Raw genomic sequence first — 21,810 nt, 5'->3', positions numbered from 1 at the left:
AGTGCATAACGAAGCAGACTGGTTAGCGAAGGGGGCCGGGCAATGATTTTTAAACTGGAGCGTCGCGTAGACGACTCCCGCTGGATGGCGTATCTCTCTCCCATATTAGCGGGGGCTTTGACGCTGATTACCGGCTCCATCTTATTTTGGGCGTTGGATAAAGATCCGCTGCAAACGCTTTATACCTTTTTTATAGCGCCAGTGTCGGACTTGTACGGCTGGACCGAGTTGGGCGTAAAAGCCGCGCCGATTATGCTGTGCGCCCTGGGTTTGGCCGTATGTTATCGGGGCAAGGTCTGGAATATTGGCGCGGAAGGACAGCTTTTGCTTGGCGCGCTGGTCGGCGGCGCCATGGCGCTGCAGTTTCTGGAAAGCGATTCCGCATTTGCTCTGCCGCTGGCGTTGGTAGTGGGCGCGCTGGCGGGCATGGCGTGGGCGGCGATTCCCGCACTGTTGAAAACCCATTTCAACACCAACGAAATACTCACCACTATCATGCTCAACTACATTGCCCTGAACTTGCTTCTGTTCAGCGTACATGGGCCTCTGAAAGATCCCGGCGGCTTTAATTTTCCCGAGTCCGCCATGTTTACGGAAGCCGTGACGCTGCCTTTATTGCTGGAAGACAGTCGCATGCACATCGGCATCCTGTTCGCGTTGTTCGCCCTGGTGGTGGTGTGGGTGTTGCTGAGCAAGACCTTCGTCGGGTTTCAAATCAAAGTGCTGGGGCTGGATTCCCGCGCGGCTCACTTTGCCGGATTCAAGGAGCGTCGTCTGGTGTGGCTGGCGCTGTTGTTGAGCGGCGCTCTGGCCGGACTGGCTGGTGTGTGCGAGGTGACGGGGCCGATAGGGCAACTGGTGCCGCAGGTATCGCCGGGCTATGGCTACGCGGCGATTATCGTCGCCTTTCTGGGACGTTTGCATCCGGTGGGCATTCTCCTGGCGAGCATGTTGATGGCGCTGATCTACATCGGCGGCGAGCTGGTGCAGATTGAACTGAATCTGCCCTTGGCGCTGACAGGCCTGTTTCAAGGCATGTTGCTGTTTTTCCTGTTGGCCTGCGATGTACTGATCGGCTATCGCATCCGCCTGAGTCCGCGTTTCAGCGCCACGCGCAAGCCGTCGTCGGCGGCCCTGGTGAACGGCGCTGACGCAAATCTCTCCACTCCTTCACAATAACGGGGCGTCGTCATGGATTATGATCTGATAGTCAACATTCTGTACGCCACCGTTCGCACGGGCACACCGCTGATTCTTGTCGCGTTGGGCGAACTGGTGTGTGAAAAGTCCGGCGTGCTCAATCTGGGCCAAGAAGGCATGATGCTGATGGGAGCGGTGATTGGCTTCATCGCTGCATTGGAAACCGGAAACCTGTGGTTGGGCGTCACCTTCGCCATGGCGGCGGGGCTGATGATGTCGCTGCTATTCGGTTTTATCGCGCTGAACCTAAGCGCCAATCAGGTCGCCACGGGGCTGGCTTTGACTATCTTTGGAACCGGCCTCAGCGCCTTTGTCGGCAGCGACTATGTGGGCACGCCGTTGGTTGGCGTTGAGCCCTGGCATATTCCGTTGCTTTCTGACATTCCTTTCGTTGGTCGCATTCTGTTCAGCCATGATCCACTGGTCTATCTTTCATTCGGGCTCTTTGTCGGCGTTTACCTGTTTTTGAATCGATCCCATGCCGGACTGGCGCTGAAAGCGGTGGGCGAATCGCCCGAATCCGCCAAGGCCACGGGGCTGCCTGTGTTCAGGATTCGCTATCTGGCGGTCATGTTCGGCGGCGCTATGGCGGGATTGGCGGGGGCCTACTTATCGCTGGCCTACACCCCGCTATGGGCGGAGAACATGACCGCCGGGCGCGGCTGGATTGCGCTGGCGCTGGTGGTGTTCGCCAGTTGGAAAGCCGAGAGGGTATTGCTGGGGGCCTACTTGTTCGGCGCTTTCAGCATTATGCATCTGGTGGCGCAGGGACTGGGCTTTTCGGTATCGCCGAATTTGTTGGCGATTATGCCGTACCTGGCGACCATCGTGGTGCTGGTGATGCTGTCCTCGGATAAAGCCAGGGTGAAACTCTATGCCCCGGTATCGCTGGGCAAACCGTTTCACCCGGTGGACTAAAGATTGACGGATTACGCGTCAGGCCCGGAAGGCCTGGGTCTGGCGATGCGCAAGGAGCTGCGGATAACTCAAAAACTATCCTGCTGAAGGGGTTACATTGTATGAAGCAAGAAAAAAAATCGTTGGCGCAGCGCTTCGCCAAAGTCGCAGGCGTGGCTCTGGCGCTGTTTATGTCGGCGCAGTCGGTGTCCGCCGCAGAACCAGTCAAGGTCGGTTTTGTCTATGTCGGACCCACAGGCGATGCGGGTTGGACTTACTCCCACGACAATGCGCGCAAATACGTTGAAGAACAACTCGGCGACAAAGTGAAAACCACCTATGTCGAGAGTGTGGCGGAAGGCGCGGACGCAGAGCGCGTGATTCGTCAGTTGGCCAAGTCCGGTAACGATCTGATCTTCACGACTTCCTTCGGCTACATGAATCCAACCCTGAAAGTGGCCAAGCAGTTTCCCAAAGTTAAATTTGAACACGCCAGCGGTTACAAACGTGCGAAGAATGTAGGCACTTACTTCGACCGTATTTATGAAGGCCGTTACCTGACCGGCGTTATCGCCGGCAAGATGACCAAGTCCAATATCATCGGCTATGTCGGCTCTTTCCCCATTCCTGAAGTGGTGCGCGGCATTGACGCCTTCACGCAAGGCCTGCGCAGCGTCAATCCGAAAGCGGTGGTGAAAGTGGTGTGGGTCAGTTCCTGGTACGATCCGGCGAAAGAGCGGGAAGCCGCGGAAACCCTGATTCTGCAGGGTGCAGACATCATTAATCAGCACACGGATTCCCCAGGACCTATCCAGGCGGCGCAGGCCAAAGGCGTGTATGCGTTCGGCTATCACTCCGATATGTCTCTGTACGGCAAAGACGCTCATCTGACTGCGGCGACCCACAACTGGGGGCCGGTCTATCTGGAGAAAGTGAAGTCTGTGATGGACGGCTCCTGGGCTTCAACCGACTTCTGGGGCGGTCTGGCGAGCGGCGCGACGGCGTTGGCACCCTTGAATTCGGCGATTCCAGAGGATGTCGTCAAACTGGTTGAAGAGCGCAAGCAGGCGATTATCGACGGCAAACTGCATCCGTTCCAGGGACCAGTCAAAGATCAAAGCGGCGCGATCAAAGTCCCCGCTGGCGAAGTGATGAGCGATAAAGATCTGCTCTCCCTGAACTGGTATGTGGAAGGCGTGGAAGGAGAGCTTCCCAAGTAGGCGCCCGTCCTGCTTTAACTTATGATGGCCCCGGCGCCGGTGTTTCCGGCGCCTGGTATTTAGGGCGATCAAAATACGGGTGATCTGATGACGACTCTCTGGATAAAGAATCCGCTGGCGATATACGGCCAGGAAGCGGACTGCGACGCTGGCGGCGGCGTGGTGACGCGCGGCTCGCAAATCGTTGAGCTGGTGGCCGCTGGCGGCGCGCCTTCTACTCCTTACGACGAAACCTTCGACGCGTCGCAGCATGTATTGCTGCCGGGCTTGATCAACACCCATCATCATTTCTATCAGACCTTGACGCGGGCGCTGCCCGACGCCTTGAACAAGCCCTTGTTCCCCTGGCTGCAGAGCCTGTACAAAGTATGGGCGCATTTGGATGCGGACATGGTGCGGCTGGCCACGGAGATGGCGTCAGCGGAACTCTTATTGTCAGGCTGCACCACGGCGGCGGATCATCACTATCTGTTTCCCATGCAGATCGACAACGCTATCGATATTCAGGCGGAAGCAGTGCGCAAGATGGGCATCCGCGCAGTATTGACGCGGGGCTCCATGAGTCTGGGTGAAAAAGACGGCGGCCTGCCGCCTCAGTCCGTGGTGCAGGACGAGCAATCGATCCTGGATGACAGTCTGCGCCTGATCCGCGCCTACCATGACGCTAATGACGGCTCCATGCTGCAGATCGCCCTGGCCCCTTGCTCGCCTTTCTCCGTGACTCGTGAACTCATGCAGGAAACCAATCATCTGGCCTCCCGGGAAGGCGTTTTGCTGCACACCCATCTGGCGGAAACCGAGGATGAAAATGACTTCTGCATTCGGGTATATGGGGTGCGGCCGGTGGAGTATCTGGCTGAAGTGGGCTGGATGCACGAAGGCGTCTGGCTGGCCCACGGCATTCACTTCACCAACGAAGAAATGGACGAACTCGGGCGGCGCGGCGTAGGCGTGGCGCATTGCCCCAGCTCCAATATGCTGCTTGGCTCTGGCGTATGCCAGACGCTGGACCTGCAACAACGCGGGGCCCCGGTGGGATTGGCGGTTGATGGCTCCGCCTCCAACGATTGCTCCAACATGATTCAGGAAGTACGTCAGGCGCTGCTGATACAGCGCTTACGCTATGCGCCAGGCCAAATTACTCATCAATGGGCGCTGGACCTGGCCACCAAGGGCTCGGCGAAGCTGCTCAAACGTCCTGAACTGGGCGTGCTTGGCGTCGGCAAGCAGGCGGATCTGGCGCTGTTCAAGCTGGATGACAACCGCTTTTCCGGTGCTGGCGATCCTTTGGCGGCGTTGGTGTTGTGCGGCGCCCATCAGGCGGACGCGGTGATGGTGGCCGGGCGCTGGCGCGTCAAAAACAGTGTTCTTGTGGATGTGGATATGGCTCGATTGCGCGCGGAACATACCGCTGCGGCGCTGCGTTTGCGCCAAGCCGCTTGCAGTTGACGCCATAACATGAACAATACGTTAATTCAGTGAGTTAACCGTGGGCGTCGTCGCCGTTGTCGCGGCGGCCCGCGAACTGTTCACCCATTAAGCAGCAGGGGATGGTTAGGGCGACTATGGTATTGAAAACAAACCGTGTGGAGAATCCGGGCCGTATCAGGCAAAAGAATGAAATGCTTATTCTGCGGGCGGCGGAAATTGAATTCGCCCGCCACGGTTTCAAAGGCGCGACAGTTCAGCAGATTGCAGACACCGCGGGGCTGCCCAAGGCTAACGTTCACTATTACTTCAAGAGCAAGCACGACCTTTATCTGGCGGTATTGAGCGATATCGTCGAACTCTGGAACTCCGCCTTTGACGCCATCCGCCCGGAAGACAGTCCGGCGGACGCCCTGGGACGTTATATCCGCTCCAAGGTAATGTTGGCGAAAACCCATCCACTGGCCTCCAAGATCTTCGCGACGGAGATAATCAGTGGGGCGCCTACGCTGGGCAAATATCTGAAATCCAATAACCGCCAATGGGTCAGGGAAAAATCGGCGGTGATCCAGTCCTGGATCGATCAGGGTAAAATCGACCCCATTTCCCCGGAACACCTGATTTTCCTGATTTGGAGCGCAACGCAGCATTACGCGGACTTCAGCACCCAGATCGAAGCGGTGCTGGGACGCAAAAAGCTGACCTCCAAGGATTTCGACTTCGCCGCGGATAACCTCATCCGCATCATCCTGAAAGGCTGTGGCGTCAAAACTCCCTGACAGGACCTTAATGCGATAAATTATTCGCTTTCAATGAACTTTCCTCTTTGACCGGAGTCTAACCACGGCAGACGTGGTTAAGGCTCTGGGCCTCGCGTCCGGGCCGGTTTCCTCTGTTGATCATCGTAATCCCCGGGGAGAACCTGTATGAAAATACTGCTGTCCTTAATGCTGGCGCTGTTTCCCGCGCTGGCTTCCGCGCAATTGGGCCCTCAGTCGGACTGGGGCGATATCTATCGGAACCGTTTCTATTCGCCGGATATGCCGGTGGTGACCTTTCACGCCAAATCTTCGAATGGCGTGGGCTCGCAGTTAATATTCGCCAGAGTGAATGAAGTCAGCCGTTTTGTTGGAGCGGATGGCGTGGAGTATCTGTATGGCGGGACCGCGGAAATCTGCAATAGCTATGCAGTGACCGGCAGCCTGAGCGACAGCGATCGGGTTTGCCTGTTGAAGGAAAAGGTGGAGCTGGTGCGGCCGCGCGCCTATCAATTTGAGTTTTGCGTTTTTCGCAGCGATGGCGACTGCGCTGGCTATGCGACATCAGCGAAGCAATACCCATTGATCTACGATGTGGCCGTCTACCGGAGGCTGAGTGAAAGCGACGCCTTTCATAGCGGCGCGCCGCCAGCATTCACCAAACGCGTGCAAGTGCGGGAGTGCGCGGATTGCGCCGGTCGACTGCGCTAAGGCCCTACTCGAAAACGATGTGCGGGCGCCAGTGTCAGGCCGCCCGCCAGTCGGGAAAGTCCAAAGGCAAGCCATGCTTCGCCCTGGCTTTCAGGCAGCCCTCTGAACCGGCTTCGAACTCCCGGCAGGGAGTGGGCCTTTGTTCGTAAATGGAGCAGGTCGTATAGCCGCCAATATCGCCGCATAACGCGCGACAACGGGGTTGCGGCTGATTGGTGCCAATCATCACGCTACGCCAGGGATTCAGCTTCTCCGTGAACTCCAGCGGCACTACACCGCCGGACTCGGCATCCGCCTCTGCCCAATAAAAAGACACACGAAAACTGGCGCAACAGGCGCCACAGGACAAACAGGGGTTGTCCACACTCATTGCCACACACTCCGTGCACAACAACCAGCGCTAACTCTGGATGGTTTGATAGATAAATCTGCTTGGGCGACGACCGGGAAATCGGCATGGAAACCGTTCGGTCGCCGTAAATCGGAGGCCATTATCTGTTCAATTCCGCATTTTGGCAATATAGTCAGTAAATAGAGGTATAAACTGAGGGAGGGCGTCGTCGACTCCAGCTCGGGCATTCGGCCTAAGTGCAAGGCGGGATTACTATTTTTTTAGGATTATGCACAATCACACACCGGCTGAAGCCCACCGTTAAGAGATCGCTGTTCGCTTGACGGTCAGGGGAAGACCGAGCAAATGGATGTAACGTGTAAATCGGGTCATCAACAGGAATGGCAATGAGAATTTTTCATGGTTGGCGCTTTGAATAAACATTGGTGGTCGGCGCTTATCCTACTTATGTTCACTGCGCCCCTGGCGGCGGCGCCTTCTGTTTCTCCCTATGGCCATAAAGGCGAGATCTCCGGGGAACACCAAGACAAAGACGGCTTGCGCCCCATGACGTATTCCCTGCGCTGGGAGTTGTATCCGTTGTTGAGCGGTCCCGCCGTAAGCGGTTCCATCAAGTGGAAGGCGCAGCCCGGGCTGGTGGACGCCGAGCTGGGCGCCGGCATTCAGGGCGACAGCATACCGCCGGAGGTCGCCGCCACTATCCTGCCTTATGACATGACTGTCTATCTTTGCGGACCCAGCAATGCGTTCAAACAACCGGTTTGTCTTGATGTGGACCCGGGCATGGCGAAACCGGGCGGAGGCGACTGGTCTCTATCGCTGCCTCATCAGCTCAACTGGAGCAATCTGCTTTGGACGCCTGGCGAAGACGGTCGTCTGTGGTTGACGGAAGAACAGGCCAAAGGCGTGGTGCGCAAAGGCTTCAAACCGACCCGCGTGCGTATCGCCAAGATGAATTGGGACTTGTCCGGTTTGCGCCGCTGGGCTGCCGAATTCTATCCATTTGAAGAAATTAGAGCGCTGGAGACACGTGTGTTCAGCCAGCTCGACGTCATCGCCAGAGCGCATCACTTATCTCTATCTCCTATCCGCGAAAAGCTGGATGTCTATAAAAGCACGCATACGCCCATTGTGTATCGGGACAAGCTCAAGGCGATTCTCGCCAGCTTTGACGCTGGCCTGTTGGATCCCATGCTGGAGCCAGGGCGTCGCGACGCCCTGACCCAACAGGCGCTGCGAGTGCGTTCTGATATGGCGCGGGAAGACGTCGCTCACAGCAGAAGGGTGGCTGAACTGGATAAACAGGCGCGGGCGCAGAAGCTGCAGTGGGAGCAGGCGCTGTATCGGCGCGTGTGGCGGGATGAAACCAATGAAGCGCTGCGTTTACAGGCGCAGTATGACTATCTGCTGCAGCAAACGGAGCGCTTTGGCGTGAAGTCGCCGGATGCCTTCGGCTGTGAAGAATATCTGCTGGCGTTCGCGGAATCAGGCGAAGAAGAACTGCGTGAGCGGTTGGAGTGCGTACAGGAGTACGATGGCTACCTGCTCAACAAACTGGCGCAAACGGAAGCATTGCTGGACCTGCACGACGCCACGGCGGCGAAAGGCAAGTTGCGGGGCAAAATTGAAGAGGCGCACGAGCAGGTCGAGAAAGAGATCGCCGATAATTTACTGGCGATGGAGCAATACTATGACCGGCTGAGCCGGGATAAAGGTCAAAAAGACGCTTTTTCCGCACAGCGTAAAGCGGAGCAGGAGCGTCTGTTCCGTCATTGGTTGCAGAAATACGCGAAAGGGGCGCTGGCGCAGGCGGAGCAGTCAGTGAACAGCCTGCGCCGGGTGCTGATGGCCGGGGGCATGACTCCTGACGCCGCCCCGGATGATTCCGCCAATCGAGCCGATAAGAAAACTCCGTCCCCGACGCTGTCCGGCGGAACCCTTTAAATCCATGCGCTCTGATTGCAGCGCGACTAAGATCAACGAGACCTTGTGCCGAACAAACGATAGGTGACGGCGGATTACGACGGAATGGAAAAAGCGCAGATCGAAGAATTTATAAAGTCCCGGGGAACGGTGGATGACATCCTGTCGCCGTCGGCCTGGCGGGCGTTTTGGACGCGCTTGCAGAATGAGCTGATCGGCAGGGCGATGAGCAACAACCGGGCGGCGGATTCGGAAGAGTTGCAGACGGCGATGGCGCAGGTGGAATCAGTCTGGCGCAAATTGGGCGAACAGTTGCAGGAGCGCTTGGGCGTGGTGCTGCTTGATGCGCCAGATGGGCCGGACAAAGACAGCGGGATTCACGACGCCATTAACCAGGGAATTGTCGATAGCCTGTGCAGACAGGGGCTGGAGCATAAGTTCTGGAACCTGCAACTGAAAAAATCCTCCCCTAAACCAAAGCCGCAACCGCAGCCATCGCCTTTTAAGGCCGGCAATGGCGTCGTTGCCGAACCTAAAGCGATGAACCGGGCGGTGCGGGTCGTACGCCCCGACGTTAAAAAAACGCTTACCTCTCACCTTCGTTCCCGACGTTTTGTCTTCGCCGGCGTCGCCATCCTGGCGGCGATTGGCGTATTGGCGCTGCCATTCGGCTGGGTGACGCCGACGGCGATTTTATGGTGGCTGGCGTTCGCTGTATTTTGCGCAGTCGGCGTGATTTTTCCCAATCTGTACGGCCGTCGCACCACGCAGTTTTTTATTGCATTCGCGGTGATCCTTGGCCTGATCGGCTTGCTGGGCAAGGCGGCGGAGACGCCGCGCTGGCGTGGCCTCAAAACAGGTGTTGTCGCTGTCACCTATCCTGCTTACAACCTGCTGGGCCTGCATAAATTTATCGATATCAGCTCCGTGCGCCAGTTGATGGTGGGTGGACGCACGCATATCAGCGTGGATAAGCGTCTGTACGATGAAGTTATCGGACAGGGCGAGCTGGTGGTGCAAGTGGATAATCAAAGCCCCTGGCGTCTGTCTCCGAGGGGGCTGCGCGTCTTTGCGCCGGAGCAGGGCTGGCTGCGACTGCTGGCGTTCGGCCTGGACGCGCCAGGATTGTGGCGGGGAGAACCGATAGCGCCATACAGCCGAGGCGAATGGCGTTTGCTCGTCCCCTCCCCGGGAGAGAGCGCCGCTGCGCTGACGCAGGCCGGTTTGCAGGACAACGCCTCTCTTGCAGAGGCGCAGAACGCTCTGGAGTCACTACGTGGCCTGGCTCGTTATGGCGAGGACTTGTCGAGCGCTCTGGAGCCCCAATACCAGATTTCCCATTATGACCGGCAGGCGGAACTGGAAAAGATGTTCGACCGCCTGCTCGCCAATTGACGGAATGCTGCGGAGCGTGTGGTCAGAGCAGATCCGTCAGTAACACGCCGATGCCGATGCGCTCCACTGACGCGTTATAGTCCATCAGGTTTTCGCCGTAGCCATTGAAGTACTGCACGTAACCACGCAGCCGCTTCCATAATGGGAAGGTAAACCCTAGCTCCACCGCGCCTTTGTTATCTTCGCGCAGATTGTTGCGCAGCATGAGACTGGCTTCGTAGTTATCCCAACGGTAGGCGGTGGTGAATTCGAAGTGCCCCATGTAGTCGTCGATATCGGGATTGTCGTCGCCTTTAGGATCAAGTCTGTCCTTTTTCTGGTCCTCTGGAATCCTCCACCAGGGCTTCAGACTGAAAACGAAGCGGTTATGCTCCCAGATGAAGTTGGCGTAGATGCGATTCCAGCTCCGCGACAGTGGTTGCGAGCGGCCATTGGACTGGTGGCTGAAGCCAACCGCCAGCAGACTGAAATCAGCGGTGGAAAAGGTCCAATCCACCGGCGCAATCCAGAAAACTTCCGGCTCGTAATTGGTCTCCCGAAATGGCGCGGAATAATCGTGGTTGTACACTTGCCAGAAGGACTTGAGGGTCACGCCGAAAAATATGGCGTCCGAGTCGATGAAAGTTCCTTGCGCCAGAGGCACTTTCAGGCTGATTTGAAACTTCGCCTCCAGGTTGTCCAGTTCCGCATCTTCCCCAAGGTCGTAAGCCTCGCGTAACGGTTCGCTGTTAGGGTTTTTCAGATAGGACACCGGCATCAGGTAGTTACGCAGGTGCGGGGTGATCACACTGCGGCTGTTGCTGGAAAGCTGCTCCCGCATAATGCGTTCGGCGATAACGCTTTCTCCATTTTTCACTGTGGGGCTGGCGTCTTCAGGAATTTTCGGAATCTCTATACCGCAACGGCTTTTCAGCTCATCGATGGTCATATCGCCAGGGCCCTGGGTCAGCGCTTTGAACACGCAGGTTTCAGTTTCATCCTGATCTTTTTCTTGCAACTGGGCCTGAGCGGGCAGGGCGTTGACGCCCAGCGTCAAGGCGCAGCAAAAGGTAATAGTATTCAGTCCATTAGGCGCTGATTTAGAAAATTTCATACTCTGGTAATATCCGCGTTGGGCAGGTTATGGAAGCATACGTGACAGAGAGCCGCGATTGTAAATCTAACCCGGATTTATGACAAAACCGCTCCCATCTCATAGGACGTTATAACTAAGGACATTTTCAAACGCGCTGTCAGGTCGTGAGGCATGCGTTCGTCGTCGGCCCGTCTGCGCCCAGCGGAGGAAAGATACATGTTGATGGGTAAAACCCTGAGTGGATTGAGATTATGTGTACTGGCAGCCTGCGTCGGCTGGGCGGCCTCCAGCGCCGCCGCGCTGCCACTGGCCGACTCACAGGGGCAGCCCTTGCCCACCTTGGCGCCCATGCTCAAGGAAGTGAACCCCGCTGTCGTCAACATCGCGACCTACGCCAGGCAGGAATCCTACAGCCCTTTAATGCAAGATCCTTTCTTTCGTCATTTCTTCAATATTCCAGACAACCGGCGGCCTCGCGAGCAACGTCGCCAGCAAAGCGCCGGTTCCGGGGTCATCGTCGATAAAGATAATGGCACGGTGGTCACCAACTACCACGTCATCAAAGGGGCGGATGAGGTGCATGTATCGTTGACGGATGGCCGTACCCTGAAGGCGGAAGTGCTGGGAGGCGACCCTGACGCCGATATCGCCGTTCTGAAAATTGAGGCGGATGATCTGAGCGAGGTGAAGATGGCGGACTCGGACAGGCTGGAGGTCGGGGATTTCGTGGTCGCAATCGGCAACCCCTTCGGACTGGGCCAAACCGTCACCACCGGCGTCGTCAGCGCATTGGGACGCACAGGACTGGGCATTGAAGGTTACGAAGACTTTATTCAGACCGACGCCTCCATCAACCCCGGCAACTCCGGCGGCGCGCTGGTTAACCTGCGCGGCGAATTGATTGGCATTAATACAGCTATCCTGGCGCCGACCGGAGGCAATGTCGGCATCGGATTCGCCATTCCTATTAACATGGCCAAGGCCAGCATCGACCAGATCATTGAGCACGGCGAAGTAAAACGCGGGCAACTGGGCGTGGGGATTCAGGACATCACGCCGGATTTGCGTCAGGCCTTCAAGCTGCGTAACGGCCAGCGTGGTGTTCTGATCACCAGTGTCGCCAAAGGGTCTGAGGCGGAGAAGGGCGGTTTGAAGACGGGAGATATCATCATCGCCATTGACGACAAGCCCACGCGTAGCGCAGGCCATCTGCGCAGTCAGATCGGCCAGCGCAAAATCGGCGACAAGCTGCGTGTGACTATTTTGCGTGAGGGCGATGAAGAGGTCGTGAAAGTGACATTGCAGGAGCCGCCTAACAGCATTGCAGGCGAGACCCGTATCCACAAGCTGCTGGAAGGCGCCTCGTTTGAAGATAATCCAGACGGCTCAGGCGTAGTGGTGATAGGATTGGCGCCCAACTCAAACGCCGCCTATAGCGGTCTGCGTCCTGGCGATGTCATCATCGGCGCTAATAATCGCCGGGTAAATTCCGTAAGCGACCTGCAAAAAGTGGTGGACGCCGGAGAGACCAAATTGCTCCTTCTGGTGCAGCGGGGCGGCGGCGCCTTTTATCTGGTGATTCGTTGATTTGATCAGTAACAAGACGATGGCCGATACAAGTCGGCCATCATCTGCATGAATTGGGGATATGAGGTTCAGTATATTTTCATACTGTGAATATGAAGTGTGTAGCCCCGATCATAACCCGATTCACTGACTTTCTTTTCCAGCTCTGCGGATGCTTGTATGGCTACAGGCTCCTCTCTACCATCAACCGCGATTCGCCCGGAAATATCAAAAGTGCAGGCGTCGCCGGTAAACTTGGCGGCATGAGTAAGCGTATACACTTTGCCGTCAGCGCCATAAGTTTCAGTCTTTCTATCAACGTTAGGCTCACTGCCTTCTCTCCACTCCGTCAATACGGTGAAAGGCTTCTTACATACCGGCGCTGAGGCGTTCAACGATTCGGATTCCAGCACCAGATATTCATCAATAGACTCTTTTTTGAGCAGGTCTAAATGCAGCGCCAGCCTGGGTTGTATTGCTGAGATTTTTTTATCCTCCACATCGGTGCTGGATAAAGTGGTTTCATAATTAAACCCCTCGAAGAATAGCTCTACTTCGAGTTGTCTCTGTAGACTCTGGCTGGGTTGAAGGAATTTGCCCAGCAGTTTCGTCGCCACTGCCTGACAAACGTCTGACGTCTGCTCGCTCGTGTTGAGGCCATGCCCGAACGTAGTGGATTCTTCTACAATGTTGAGTTGCAGAGGGTACCAGTCGAAGTCCCCATTCGACCAAGACTTTTGCGAGTAAGAGTGGCCGGAGAAATAATTAGCTGGGTATCCATTGCCCGACAGTGTTTTATAACCTGAAAGATCGCAATCTTGGTAGGCGCTGGCGGGTGGCGGGGAGTCATTCGATCCACCGCCTCCACCTCCACCGCAGGCCGTCAACAAGACTAAGGGAAACAACAAACACAAAGGTGAGTACTTCATTCAACAACTCCTTGGTTGAAAATCAATCGAGATAGGAAATACTCCGCCAATCGAAATCTATTGACGATATATCTCAGCAATAAAAAGCATGTGTTCCAGAACATATAACAGGCGTAAAAAAGGCAGGTCAGACTCCTTTCTGTACAAATAAAAATGGTCCTTGCGCTTGTATATAAAGCAATGCGACGAGTGAGGCGAAAGTATAGGAATACAGGACGCCTGACAAGCCTGTTTTGTCGTTTTGGTAATTATGATTTTCAGTTCAGGTAATTGATTAGTATGAAAAATATCTAATAGTGGGTATGATCCACCTTCACCTGGACAGGTGAGGAATATTTATTAAAAAGGAGAAGTCAGTATGACCAAAACACTAGCAGGGCTACTTTTAGCAATATCCACTACTGCATCCGCACAGTTCCAAGTCGAAAATAATGTTGAGTATAGCTTTATACATCTGGATAGGGTTTCGCTGTTTCCTGAACTGAAACTTGGCGAGTCTGTCTACGTTAAAGATATTGATTTTTGTATGGATGAAAAAGGCGCACTATATGCTGGCGCTAACGGCTATCACTTCTATCCCACTATAGATGCGCCCTTTGTGATAACGTCGGTAGGAGAGGGTAAAGTGGCAATAACTCATATATCCGAGAAAAACGGTTTTCTGCTAAATGGTCCGGCCGTCCAGATACTGCACAAATTAAAGCAGGAAGACTTGAGCAACCCATGGAAGTGTGGCTTGGAGGGCGCGGAAAATATTCGATTAGAGTCTCGTTCGCCGTATAAAGTGGAATCTTTGTTTGGCCATATCAGCTATGAAGGTTTGGCTGAGGCAGTTAATAAAGAGTTTGAATCACGTTATGGCTCTGATGTTACATACTCGACCGTAATTCGCATATACGAACCCCGTGAGACCGAATAAGCCATTGTCTTAATTTCTTATCCACGCTCGGCGCCCTGCCGCACCGGGCGTTCCCTTCAATTCATGACATTTAGTCTTACCCGGATAACTGCGGATTTTTCCTTGACCGGATACTGCGGTATCATGGCCGCCATTTCCATCAGTTTCAGCGGCGGACTCCCGTTGCTGTGAGTAACGAAGATCTTCCTATGAATCTGCAACAATTGCTTGAACAAAAAATCAGCGCAGCGCTGCATGCGGCGGGCGCTCCAGAAGGCTCTCCGGCGATCGTGAAGCCGTCCGGCAAGCCTCAATTCGGCGACTATCAGGCCAATGGCGTGATGGGCGTCGCCAAAGCGCTGAAAATGAACCCGCGCGAATTGGCCACCAAAGTCCTGGACGTTCTGGATCTGGGCGACATGGCCGAGAAAGTCGAAATCGCCGGCCCTGGTTTTATCAATATTTTCCTGAGTACAGACTGGATGAGTCAGAGCCTGCGCCAAGTGCTGGCTGATCCGCGCCTGACCATTCCTCTGGACAGCCCCAAACAGACCGTCGTAGTGGATTACTCCGCGCCTAACCTCGCGAAAGAAATGCACGTTGGCCATCTGCGCTCCACCATCATCGGCGACGCCGTTGTCAGAACTCTGGAGTTCCTGGGCCATCGGGTGATTCGTCAGAACCACGTGGGCGACTGGGGCACCCAGTTCGGCATGTTGCTGGCTTACATGAACAAGTTGAAGGCGGAGAACCAGCAGACTCTGTCTATGGAGCTGGCTGATCTGGAAAACTTCTATCGTCAGGCCAAGAAGTGTTTTGACGAAGATCCTGAATTCAAAGATAGCGCGCGTCAGTATGTCGTGAAGCTGCAGTCCGGCGATCAGGAATGTCTATCGCTGTGGAAGACCTTCATTGATGTCTCTCTGCAGCATTGCGAAGACGTATATGAGCGGCTGAACGTGAGCCTGACGCGGGCGGACGTGATGCCGGAAAGCGCTTATAACGAAGATCTGCCGAATGTAATCGATGATCTGCGCGAGAAAGGCCTGCTGACCAACAGCGATGGCGCTGAGTGCGTCTTCATGGACGAGTTCAAAGGCAAAGACGATGAGACGTTGCCGCTGATCGTGAAGAAGTCTGACGGCGGTTACCTGTACGCCACCACGGACCTGGCGGCTTTGCGCTACAGAGAGCGGGTTCTGAAGGCGAATCGGGTGCTTTATTTCGTCGATGCGCGGCAGTCATTGCACTTGAATCAGGTCTATGCGGCCGGTCGCAGGGCGGGCTTCGTCAGCCCGGATATGTCCCTGGAGCATATGGCGTTCGGCATGGTTCTGGGCACGGACGGCAAGCCCTTCAAGACTCGGGACGGCGGCACCGTCAAATTGGCGGATCTGCTAACCGAAGCGCAAGGTCGGGCATACGCCGTCGTGAAAGAAAAGAATCCGGAAATGCCGGAAGAAGAGCTTAATCGCATTGCTCACGTCGTCGGTATGGCGGCGGTGAAGTATGCGGATCTGTCCAAGAACCGCACCAGCGATTATATCTTCAGCTTCGACGCCATGCTCAGCCTGGAAGGCAACACTGCGCCATACGTGCAGTACGCATACAGCCGGGTAGTGAATGTCTTCAAGAGAGGCGAAGTCGGTAATCTGACCTTTGAGGGCGACCTGCAACTGGTGGAGCCCATCGAGCGTGCGCTGGCGGTCAGGTTGTTGCAGTTCAATGAAATACTGCACTCTGTGGCGTCTGAAGGCTGTCCGCACATTTTGTGTGGCTATCTCTATGATTTGTCCAAAGAGTTTGCAAGCTTTTATGAAGCCTGTCCGATTTTGACGGCCGAAGAACCTGTACGTAGCTCGCGTCTGATGCTGTCATTGCTCATCGCCAAGACCCTGAAACAAGGCTTGGATCTGCTGGGCATTGAAACCCTGGAGCGGATGTAAAGCCCATCCGCTTTCTCCGCCCCTAATGGAATGATTCGGTTGGGGCGGAGCGAACGCAGAATGACATTGACGCTATATTTATCCCCTGAAATAATCACGCGATGATTTATATCGATATTCATATTGTTTCGCGAATTGAGGGCGTTCCTGGTGGGGCGTCCGTAATTCGTGAGCAACTCTAAGTTCGCGTAATTGCGAAATCAGCCCCGCCGTATCAACGGACGGGGCTTCGTCACGCCTGTAGGAAGTTGTATCCCGTTCGTTGCCGGCATTCTCAAACGGAGTACACACTCATGACACAAAATATTTACGACACCGACTCATTCTTTGAGGGCTACAGCCAATTGCCACGGTCCCTGAAAGGGCTGGATGGAGCGCCGGAATGGGCTTCCATCAGAGCGCTGATGCCGCCGTTGGACAACGCCAATGTGGCCGATTTAGGCTGCGGATTTGGCTGGTTCTGCCGGTGGGCGCGGGAGCAGTCCGCAGCCAGCGTGCTGGGTGTCGACGTCTCTCAAAACATGCTGTCCAAGGCGGAAGAGATGACGTCTGACGCTCATATTCAGTACGTTCGCGAGGATCTGGAGACGCTGACCCTGCCTGAGAACAGCTTCGATCTGGTCTACAGCTCGCTGACGCTGCATTACATCGCCAATCTGCAAGGTTTGTTCGAGCAGGCGTATAAGAGTCTGAAACCGGGTGGTTGGCTGATTTTCTCCGCGGAGCATCCGATCTATACAGCGCCCAGGCGACCGGGTTGGGCGGAAGACCAGCACAAAAACACACTCTGGCCTATCAACCAGTATCTGGTGGAAGGACCACGAACCACTGATTGGCTGGCGGATGGCGTGGTCAAACAACACCGCACTTTGGGTACGTATCTGATGATGCTGATTAATGCCGGCTTCACCCTGAAGCATCTGGAAGAATGGCGTCCCAGTGCGGAGCAAATCGAGGAATGTCCAGAACTGAAAGTTGAATTAGAGCGACCGATGTTCTTTATCGCTGCGGCGCAACGCGTTGAATAGCGACTGATTAAAACACGACTCGATTAAGTGAGAACCGAGGCGGCGATCCTGTCTGTGAGGCGCCGTCTTTTCTTTGCTTTTTTGCTCCGACGCATGGCGTCAGCCTGGCGGGTTGACATCCTTCTGTTCGGACGCATAATGTCCAGCATGATTACTTTCAACCTTCATCCAAAGCATCTGCATTCACTGTCGCATCGTCGGCTGGGAGAGCTATTGCTTGGTTGAAAGTTAAGCCCGTTCACTGAGAAAGCCCTCCCAGCGTTGCTGCGAGGGCTTTTTTATTGTTTTTAAATCAGTGAATGGGAATCCATTATGGAATACAAAATTGAAGGTATGGCCAAAGGCGTACGCATTATCAGCGGCGAGACGGCGAAGAAGCGTAGGGCGTTGCTGAATCAGATGATCACGCTGGCGGAAGCGAGTGGTTTTGAAGAGGTGATTCTGCCTTCCATTGAGCCGTCTCAAGTTTATGTGGACAAAGCCGGCGAGGAGATACTGGGGCAGATGTATGTGTTTCCGGATAAGAAAGGTCGTTCTTTATGTCTACGTCCAGAAGGGACTGCCACCGTACAACTGGTGGCGGATAAGCACTTCAAGCGCAGAAAGAATGTGCGGCTTTGGTATTTTGAGCGCTGCTGGCGTTACGAACAGCCGCAGGAAGGGCGCTATCGGGAGTTCTTTCAATTTGGCGTAGAAGTCATTAATCCCAGTACGCCAACCGTTCGGCAAGAGCTGATCGATCTGGCGGAGAAGATGGTGTCGCTGCAAACCCCGGAATATGAAGTATTTAGCGCCGTGAAGCGCGGCTTGAGTTATTACATGGAGGACGGCTTCGAAATCTCTGTGCCCAAGTTGGGAGCGCAGAAACAGGTCGTGGGCGGCGGGGCCTACAAACAAGGGATTGGTTTCGGGATTGGCTTTGATCGTCTGATGCTTTGTTAGGTAACGCCTGATCGATTATCTACCGTGCGCTATGGATGGGGAAATCCACCTGATTTATCAGGCATTCTGAATTTCCCTGTCCTCATTTCCCCGCTTGCCCTGAGCTTGACCTCATTTCCCCCGTTCACCCAGAGTCTGTCCTCATCTCCTCCGTTCGCCCTGAGCCTGTCGAAGGGCCTTCCATGGCGACTCAGGAAAAAAGCCGACTTCCCGGATGTTGATTAAAGGCCATCGCCTATGGATTAGCTCTCTGGGAAGCCCTTCGACAGGCTCAGGGCGAACGGAGTACATATAGACTGGAGAGAAGAAAAGGTCGTGTTTGGCGATGCCAAAGTCCGTTATTGAGCGGCTGCCAAGACGACCAGTTCAGACTACCTTTTCACCAATTCAACCCGACGGTTCTTGGCTTTGCCTGCTTCACTTTCGTTGGAGGCGACTGGGGCCGCCATACCCACGCCCAAAGCGGTCATGCGCTCGGCGCCAATCTTGTATTGACTCACCAGCGCATCCATCACAGCTTTGGCGCGGCGTTCGGAAAGACTGCGGTTGTAATCAAGCGCGCCGGCGTTATCGGTGTGGCCGACAATTAACACCTTCAGAGACGGCTGAGACTTCATAAGCTTGGCGATTTCCGCCAGGGTTTCCTCGGATTCCGGTTTGATATCCGCTTTGTCGGTGTCGAAATAGACGCCATACAACGCGATATGCCCCTCCGCGTCCAGACCTTTCGCCATGGCTTCTGCGTCCACTATCACCATGCCTGACTGCATGGGAGCGGATTCCACCACCTGCGTATTCACGAACACCCGGTTTTTATCCTGTCCGCCAATGGAGTAGGCCTTGGTGATATACACCGCCACATGCACGGTTTGATCTTCCCGGGTCAGGCGCGCCAGTAAGTAGCGTTGATCCTTTTCGTGAAACATCATTTTTACGGTGAGGTCCTTCGGCGTCACGATTTCGTTGAATGGACGCCCGGCGGGTTTACCACCGCACTCTTCATTCTTGCAGCTGAACAGGATCTCGAAACCCGCGCCGGTCAGCGCTTCCTCATAATTACGGGAGACTTCCAGCGTGCTGCGTCCTTCGGGGATACGGTAAGCCACACGAGTTAATTTCCCCTCCAACTCCAGAAAAGCGCCGGGATTTTTGTCCTTGCCGCCCCGTTGTTGGATCGGCGTCTGCGCCAGGGATACTTCAGTGAAAGCCTGTTTTTCGTATTTGATGATTTCCGCGCCAGCGTAACGGGACACCATGGGATGATCCTCTGCGCCGGGTAGGTCGCCCGCCGTCGCATAGGGCGTAATGAGGATGCAGAACAGTGCCGCCAAGCGCCAGAATAAGCGAGCCGTCATAACGATAAGCCTCCACTATGAATAGAAGAAAAGTAGCTCACAACGCCAAAATACTGCATAGGCGTTTCAAGATTACTGCGTATTTCGGGTTGCTGACCAGCTATTATTCAGGGATAACGAGCGCAATATTTCATTGACTTGCGGACGATATCCTGTGATGGCTGAACCTTCCGGTACGCTCACTTTACTTCTCCTTGGCGGCGGGCATACCCATGCGTTGCTGTTGCTGGGGCTGGCCCATGATCCTTTGCCTAATGTGCGGGTGGTTCTGGTTTCCGAGCGGCCGCTGAGTCCTTATTCAGGCATGTTGCCTGGGCTGGTGGCGGGGCATTATCAGTATGCAGAGGCGCATATTGATTTGCTGGCTTTGTGCCGTCAGTCGGGAGTGGATTTTGTCGAGGGGCGGGTGAAAGCGCTGGACTGTTCACGGCGCATGGCGTTTCTGGAAAGCGGAGAAGCGCTGCTCTACGACTATCTGTCTCTCAATATTGGCGCCGTTCCGGATTTGAGCACGCCGGGAGCGTCTGACTATGCGATTCCTGTTAAACCTATCGCCGATTTTTGGCCCCGCTGGCGCGAGGTCTATGAAGGCCTGTGCGTCGATCAGGAGCAGCGGAATATCGTTGTGGTGGGTGGCGGCGCAGGCGGAGTGGAATTGGCGTTCGCTATCGCCCACGCGTTGCAGTCGGTCCCTGTCGCCCATCGTGTGACCTTGGCTGCGCGCAGCGAACCGGTGGCGGATTACCCACGGAGTATGCGGCGCTGGTTGCAACGCCGTTTTGATCGCTATGGCGTGATGACGCAAGCCGACTTCGAGGTCGCGGAAGTGACGTCAGAGAGCCTGGTGGATAAGGCCGGGCGAACGTTGCCGGCGGACCATGTGTTCTGGTGTACGCAAGGTAAAGCGGCGTCATGGTTAACCGAGACGGAGTTGCCTTTAACCTCCGAGGGTTTTATTCGCGTTGCCCCCAGTCTGCAAAGCATTGCCTTTCCTGAGGTGTTCGCCGTCGGGGATTGCGCCTGGATTGACGCTTCCCCCACGCCCAGGGCGGGCGTATATGCAGTGCGCCAGGCCCCATTCTTACTTGATAATCTGCATCGTCTGCTACGAGGTCTGCCGATGCGGGCGTATCAGCCACAGCGGCGCTTTTTGAGTTTACTGGCTTGCGGCGGGCGCGATGCGGTGGGCGCACGAGGATGCATCAGTCTGGCGGGCGGATGGGTATGGCGTTGGAAAGACGCTATCGACAGGCGCTTTATGCGGCGTTTTCCTCGCGCCTGATGGCGCTCGGTTGAACTACGCCTAAGCAATTTTCTGAGTTATTCAGTCCTTATCGTTTTGCGTTGACGAATCAGGCGCGTCATAGTCACCGCGATAATAGGCGTCTTCCATTGCCTGATACCGGCCGCTTTCGCGTAGGCGCCGCAATCCTTCGTTGAACTGGAGGATAAGTCTGGCGTTCATCGGCCGCTTGCGGGAGAGCATGAGTCGATATTCATGGCGATCGAACACTGTGGCCGAGTGAGTGATGAGCGCCTGCTCCTGGGGCGAAAAGTGTTTACGCAATGCGCCGTACCCTACGGCTCTGGCGAGAGGGAAGGCGTCTACCCGTTGTCGCAACAACATATGCATTCCCACTTCGATGTCGCGCACTCCGACCAGCGTGACCTGTCCAGACTCCACTACCTCTCTCCAAACGCCAAGCTTGGACCCCAAGGGCACGGCGATAGACTCGCCACGCAGGTCGGTTGGCGATTCCGGCTCCAAGGGAAGGCTGCGCAGGTGGAACAGCACTTCATCCTGAGTGGCCACCACATCGCTGAAATAGGCGAATTCACTCCTGTGCGGGGTTTGCGTCCAAAGCAGCGACCCGTCGATTTGCCCCCTTTCCACCATCGCTTCGGCGCGCGCCCAAGGGTAGAACTGGTACTCCACCTGCACGCCCACGGCGGCGAACGCTTCCGTGACCAGATGGGAGGCGAAGCCATAGTGAGGCAGACGTTCGGAAAGAAAAGGCTCCCACTCCCCATTGGCCAGAATCACCTGCTGGTCTGCTTCCGCCCTCACGGTGGCGGCGCAAGCCAGCAATAAAAATAGACGAAGCCAATAGAGCATGGGGTGCAAAAGGGGTAGTGCGACGTTCTTTTAATATCTTTAACTATAGCTGAATCATGGCCGGGCTTATT

The 21,810-nt window shown here is 55.4% G+C and carries 19 protein-coding genes; 14 read left to right on the top strand and 5 right to left on the bottom strand.

From position 1 onward, the window contains the following. Positions 1-42: 42 nt before the first annotated feature. From O5O45_RS20800 to O5O45_RS20775, 6 genes are all read left to right on the top strand, one after another. The gene (locus O5O45_RS20800) at positions 43-1,179 is read left to right on the top strand and encodes an ABC transporter permease (RefSeq protein WP_305901260.1); all 1,137 of its coding nucleotides are present in this window, start codon (positions 43-45) and stop codon (positions 1,177-1,179) included. Positions 1,180-1,191: 12 nt separating this feature from the next. After that, positions 1,192-2,118, top strand: a complete 927-nt coding sequence (locus O5O45_RS20795) for an ABC transporter permease (RefSeq protein ID WP_305901259.1) — start codon at positions 1,192-1,194, stop codon at positions 2,116-2,118. Positions 2,119-2,219: 101 nt separating this feature from the next. Then, positions 2,220-3,317: a BMP family ABC transporter substrate-binding protein gene (locus tag O5O45_RS20790; RefSeq protein ID WP_305901258.1), complete on the top strand. Its 1,098-nt coding sequence runs from the start codon at positions 2,220-2,222 to the stop codon at positions 3,315-3,317. Between the two features lie 87 nt (positions 3,318-3,404). After that, positions 3,405-4,766, top strand: coding sequence for an 8-oxoguanine deaminase (locus tag O5O45_RS20785; RefSeq protein WP_305901257.1), 1,362 nt, complete (start codon positions 3,405-3,407; stop codon positions 4,764-4,766). 116 nt (positions 4,767-4,882) lie between these two features. Further along, entirely contained in the window at positions 4,883-5,524 is a 642-nt protein-coding gene (locus O5O45_RS20780; protein WP_011395061.1) for a TetR/AcrR family transcriptional regulator, read from the top strand. Positions 5,525-5,671: 147 nt separating this feature from the next. Continuing rightward, a complete protein-coding gene (locus tag O5O45_RS20775; protein WP_305901256.1) occupies positions 5,672-6,214 on the top strand; it encodes a hypothetical protein in 543 nt (180 codons plus the stop codon). Positions 6,215-6,248: 34 nt separating this feature from the next. On the opposite strand, the gene O5O45_RS20770 is transcribed toward O5O45_RS20775, so the two are convergent. Beyond that, entirely contained in the window at positions 6,249-6,584 is a 336-nt protein-coding gene (locus O5O45_RS20770; RefSeq protein ID WP_305901255.1) for a YkgJ family cysteine cluster protein, read from the bottom strand. Positions 6,585-6,965: 381 nt separating this feature from the next. Between O5O45_RS20770 and O5O45_RS20765 the strand changes: the two genes are divergently transcribed. Further along, a complete protein-coding gene (locus O5O45_RS20765; RefSeq protein ID WP_305901254.1) occupies positions 6,966-8,510 on the top strand; it encodes a hypothetical protein in 1,545 nt (514 codons plus the stop codon). 84 nt (positions 8,511-8,594) lie between these two features. Further along, entirely contained in the window at positions 8,595-9,884 is a 1,290-nt protein-coding gene (locus O5O45_RS20760; protein WP_305901253.1) for a hypothetical protein, read from the top strand. A 22-nt stretch (positions 9,885-9,906) separates the two neighbouring features. On the opposite strand, the gene O5O45_RS20755 is transcribed toward O5O45_RS20760, so the two are convergent. Then, on the bottom strand, positions 9,907-10,977 hold the full coding sequence (locus tag O5O45_RS20755; protein WP_305901252.1) for a phospholipase A: 1,071 nt from the start codon (positions 10,975-10,977) through the stop codon (positions 9,907-9,909). Between the two features lie 198 nt (positions 10,978-11,175). On the opposite strand from O5O45_RS20755, the gene O5O45_RS20750 reads away from it, so the two are divergent. Further along, entirely contained in the window at positions 11,176-12,546 is a 1,371-nt protein-coding gene (locus O5O45_RS20750) for a DegQ family serine endoprotease (RefSeq protein ID WP_305901251.1), read from the top strand. Between the two features lie 68 nt (positions 12,547-12,614). On the opposite strand, the gene O5O45_RS20745 is transcribed toward O5O45_RS20750, so the two are convergent. After that, positions 12,615-13,454, bottom strand: a complete 840-nt coding sequence (locus tag O5O45_RS20745) for a hypothetical protein (RefSeq protein ID WP_305901250.1) — start codon at positions 13,452-13,454, stop codon at positions 12,615-12,617. 358 nt (positions 13,455-13,812) lie between these two features. Here O5O45_RS20745 and O5O45_RS20740 point away from each other — a divergent pair, with 358 nt between their 5' ends. From O5O45_RS20740 to O5O45_RS20725, 4 genes are all read left to right on the top strand, one after another. Next, a complete protein-coding gene (locus O5O45_RS20740) occupies positions 13,813-14,373 on the top strand; it encodes a hypothetical protein (protein ID WP_305901249.1) in 561 nt (186 codons plus the stop codon). A gap of 188 nt (positions 14,374-14,561) precedes the next feature. Further along, positions 14,562-16,298, top strand: a complete 1,737-nt coding sequence (gene argS / locus O5O45_RS20735) for an arginine--tRNA ligase (RefSeq protein WP_305901248.1) — start codon at positions 14,562-14,564, stop codon at positions 16,296-16,298. Positions 16,299-16,591: 293 nt separating this feature from the next. Further along, on the top strand, positions 16,592-17,326 hold the full coding sequence (locus O5O45_RS20730; protein ID WP_305901247.1) for a class I SAM-dependent methyltransferase: 735 nt from the start codon (positions 16,592-16,594) through the stop codon (positions 17,324-17,326). Positions 17,327-17,638: 312 nt separating this feature from the next. Then, positions 17,639-18,268, top strand: coding sequence for an ATP phosphoribosyltransferase regulatory subunit (locus O5O45_RS20725; RefSeq protein WP_305901246.1), 630 nt, complete (start codon positions 17,639-17,641; stop codon positions 18,266-18,268). Positions 18,269-18,639: 371 nt separating this feature from the next. On the opposite strand, the gene O5O45_RS20720 is transcribed toward O5O45_RS20725, so the two are convergent. After that, positions 18,640-19,623, bottom strand: coding sequence for an OmpA family protein (locus tag O5O45_RS20720; RefSeq protein ID WP_305901245.1), 984 nt, complete (start codon positions 19,621-19,623; stop codon positions 18,640-18,642). 157 nt (positions 19,624-19,780) lie between these two features. Between O5O45_RS20720 and O5O45_RS20715 the strand changes: the two genes are divergently transcribed. Next, on the top strand, positions 19,781-20,905 hold the full coding sequence (locus tag O5O45_RS20715; protein WP_305901244.1) for an FAD-dependent oxidoreductase: 1,125 nt from the start codon (positions 19,781-19,783) through the stop codon (positions 20,903-20,905). A gap of 42 nt (positions 20,906-20,947) precedes the next feature. Here the strand turns inward: O5O45_RS20715 and O5O45_RS20710 are convergent, their stop codons facing one another. Next, positions 20,948-21,739, bottom strand: a complete 792-nt coding sequence (locus tag O5O45_RS20710) for a substrate-binding periplasmic protein (protein ID WP_305901243.1) — start codon at positions 21,737-21,739, stop codon at positions 20,948-20,950. Positions 21,740-21,810: the final 71 nt, after the last annotated feature.

The sequence above is a fragment of the Hahella sp. HNIBRBA332 genome, from assembly GCF_030719035.1.
GTDB lineage: Bacteria > Pseudomonadota > Gammaproteobacteria > Pseudomonadales > Oleiphilaceae > Hahella.
Note: the sequence above shows the minus strand (reverse complement) of the source record. Positions and strands in the feature narration are given on the sequence as shown.

Excerpts from the sequence above, each read along its gene's own strand:
- O5O45_RS20800 (WP_305901260.1), top strand. The coding sequence starts at position 43 with ATGATTTTTAAACTGGAGCGTCGCGTAGACGACTCCCGCTGGATGGCG.
- O5O45_RS20795 (WP_305901259.1), top strand. The coding sequence starts at position 1,192 with ATGGATTATGATCTGATAGTCAACATTCTGTACGCCACCGTTCGCACG.
- O5O45_RS20790 (WP_305901258.1), top strand. The coding sequence starts at position 2,220 with ATGAAGCAAGAAAAAAAATCGTTGGCGCAGCGCTTCGCCAAAGTCGCA.
- O5O45_RS20785 (WP_305901257.1), top strand. The coding sequence starts at position 3,405 with ATGACGACTCTCTGGATAAAGAATCCGCTGGCGATATACGGCCAGGAA.
- O5O45_RS20780 (WP_011395061.1), top strand. The coding sequence starts at position 4,883 with ATGGTATTGAAAACAAACCGTGTGGAGAATCCGGGCCGTATCAGGCAA.
- O5O45_RS20775 (WP_305901256.1), top strand. The coding sequence starts at position 5,672 with ATGAAAATACTGCTGTCCTTAATGCTGGCGCTGTTTCCCGCGCTGGCT.
- O5O45_RS20770 (WP_305901255.1), bottom strand. The coding sequence starts at position 6,584 with ATGAGTGTGGACAACCCCTGTTTGTCCTGTGGCGCCTGTTGCGCCAGT.
- O5O45_RS20765 (WP_305901254.1), top strand. The coding sequence starts at position 6,966 with ATGGTTGGCGCTTTGAATAAACATTGGTGGTCGGCGCTTATCCTACTT.
- O5O45_RS20760 (WP_305901253.1), top strand. The coding sequence starts at position 8,595 with ATGGAAAAAGCGCAGATCGAAGAATTTATAAAGTCCCGGGGAACGGTG.
- O5O45_RS20755 (WP_305901252.1), bottom strand. The coding sequence starts at position 10,977 with ATGAAATTTTCTAAATCAGCGCCTAATGGACTGAATACTATTACCTTT.
- O5O45_RS20750 (WP_305901251.1), top strand. The coding sequence starts at position 11,176 with ATGTTGATGGGTAAAACCCTGAGTGGATTGAGATTATGTGTACTGGCA.
- O5O45_RS20745 (WP_305901250.1), bottom strand. The coding sequence starts at position 13,454 with ATGAAGTACTCACCTTTGTGTTTGTTGTTTCCCTTAGTCTTGTTGACG.
- O5O45_RS20740 (WP_305901249.1), top strand. The coding sequence starts at position 13,813 with ATGACCAAAACACTAGCAGGGCTACTTTTAGCAATATCCACTACTGCA.
- argS (WP_305901248.1), top strand. The coding sequence starts at position 14,562 with ATGAATCTGCAACAATTGCTTGAACAAAAAATCAGCGCAGCGCTGCAT.
- O5O45_RS20730 (WP_305901247.1), top strand. The coding sequence starts at position 16,592 with ATGACACAAAATATTTACGACACCGACTCATTCTTTGAGGGCTACAGC.
- O5O45_RS20725 (WP_305901246.1), top strand. The coding sequence starts at position 17,639 with ATGGAATACAAAATTGAAGGTATGGCCAAAGGCGTACGCATTATCAGC.
- O5O45_RS20720 (WP_305901245.1), bottom strand. The coding sequence starts at position 19,623 with ATGACGGCTCGCTTATTCTGGCGCTTGGCGGCACTGTTCTGCATCCTC.
- O5O45_RS20715 (WP_305901244.1), top strand. The coding sequence starts at position 19,781 with ATGGCTGAACCTTCCGGTACGCTCACTTTACTTCTCCTTGGCGGCGGG.
- O5O45_RS20710 (WP_305901243.1), bottom strand. The coding sequence starts at position 21,739 with ATGCTCTATTGGCTTCGTCTATTTTTATTGCTGGCTTGCGCCGCCACC.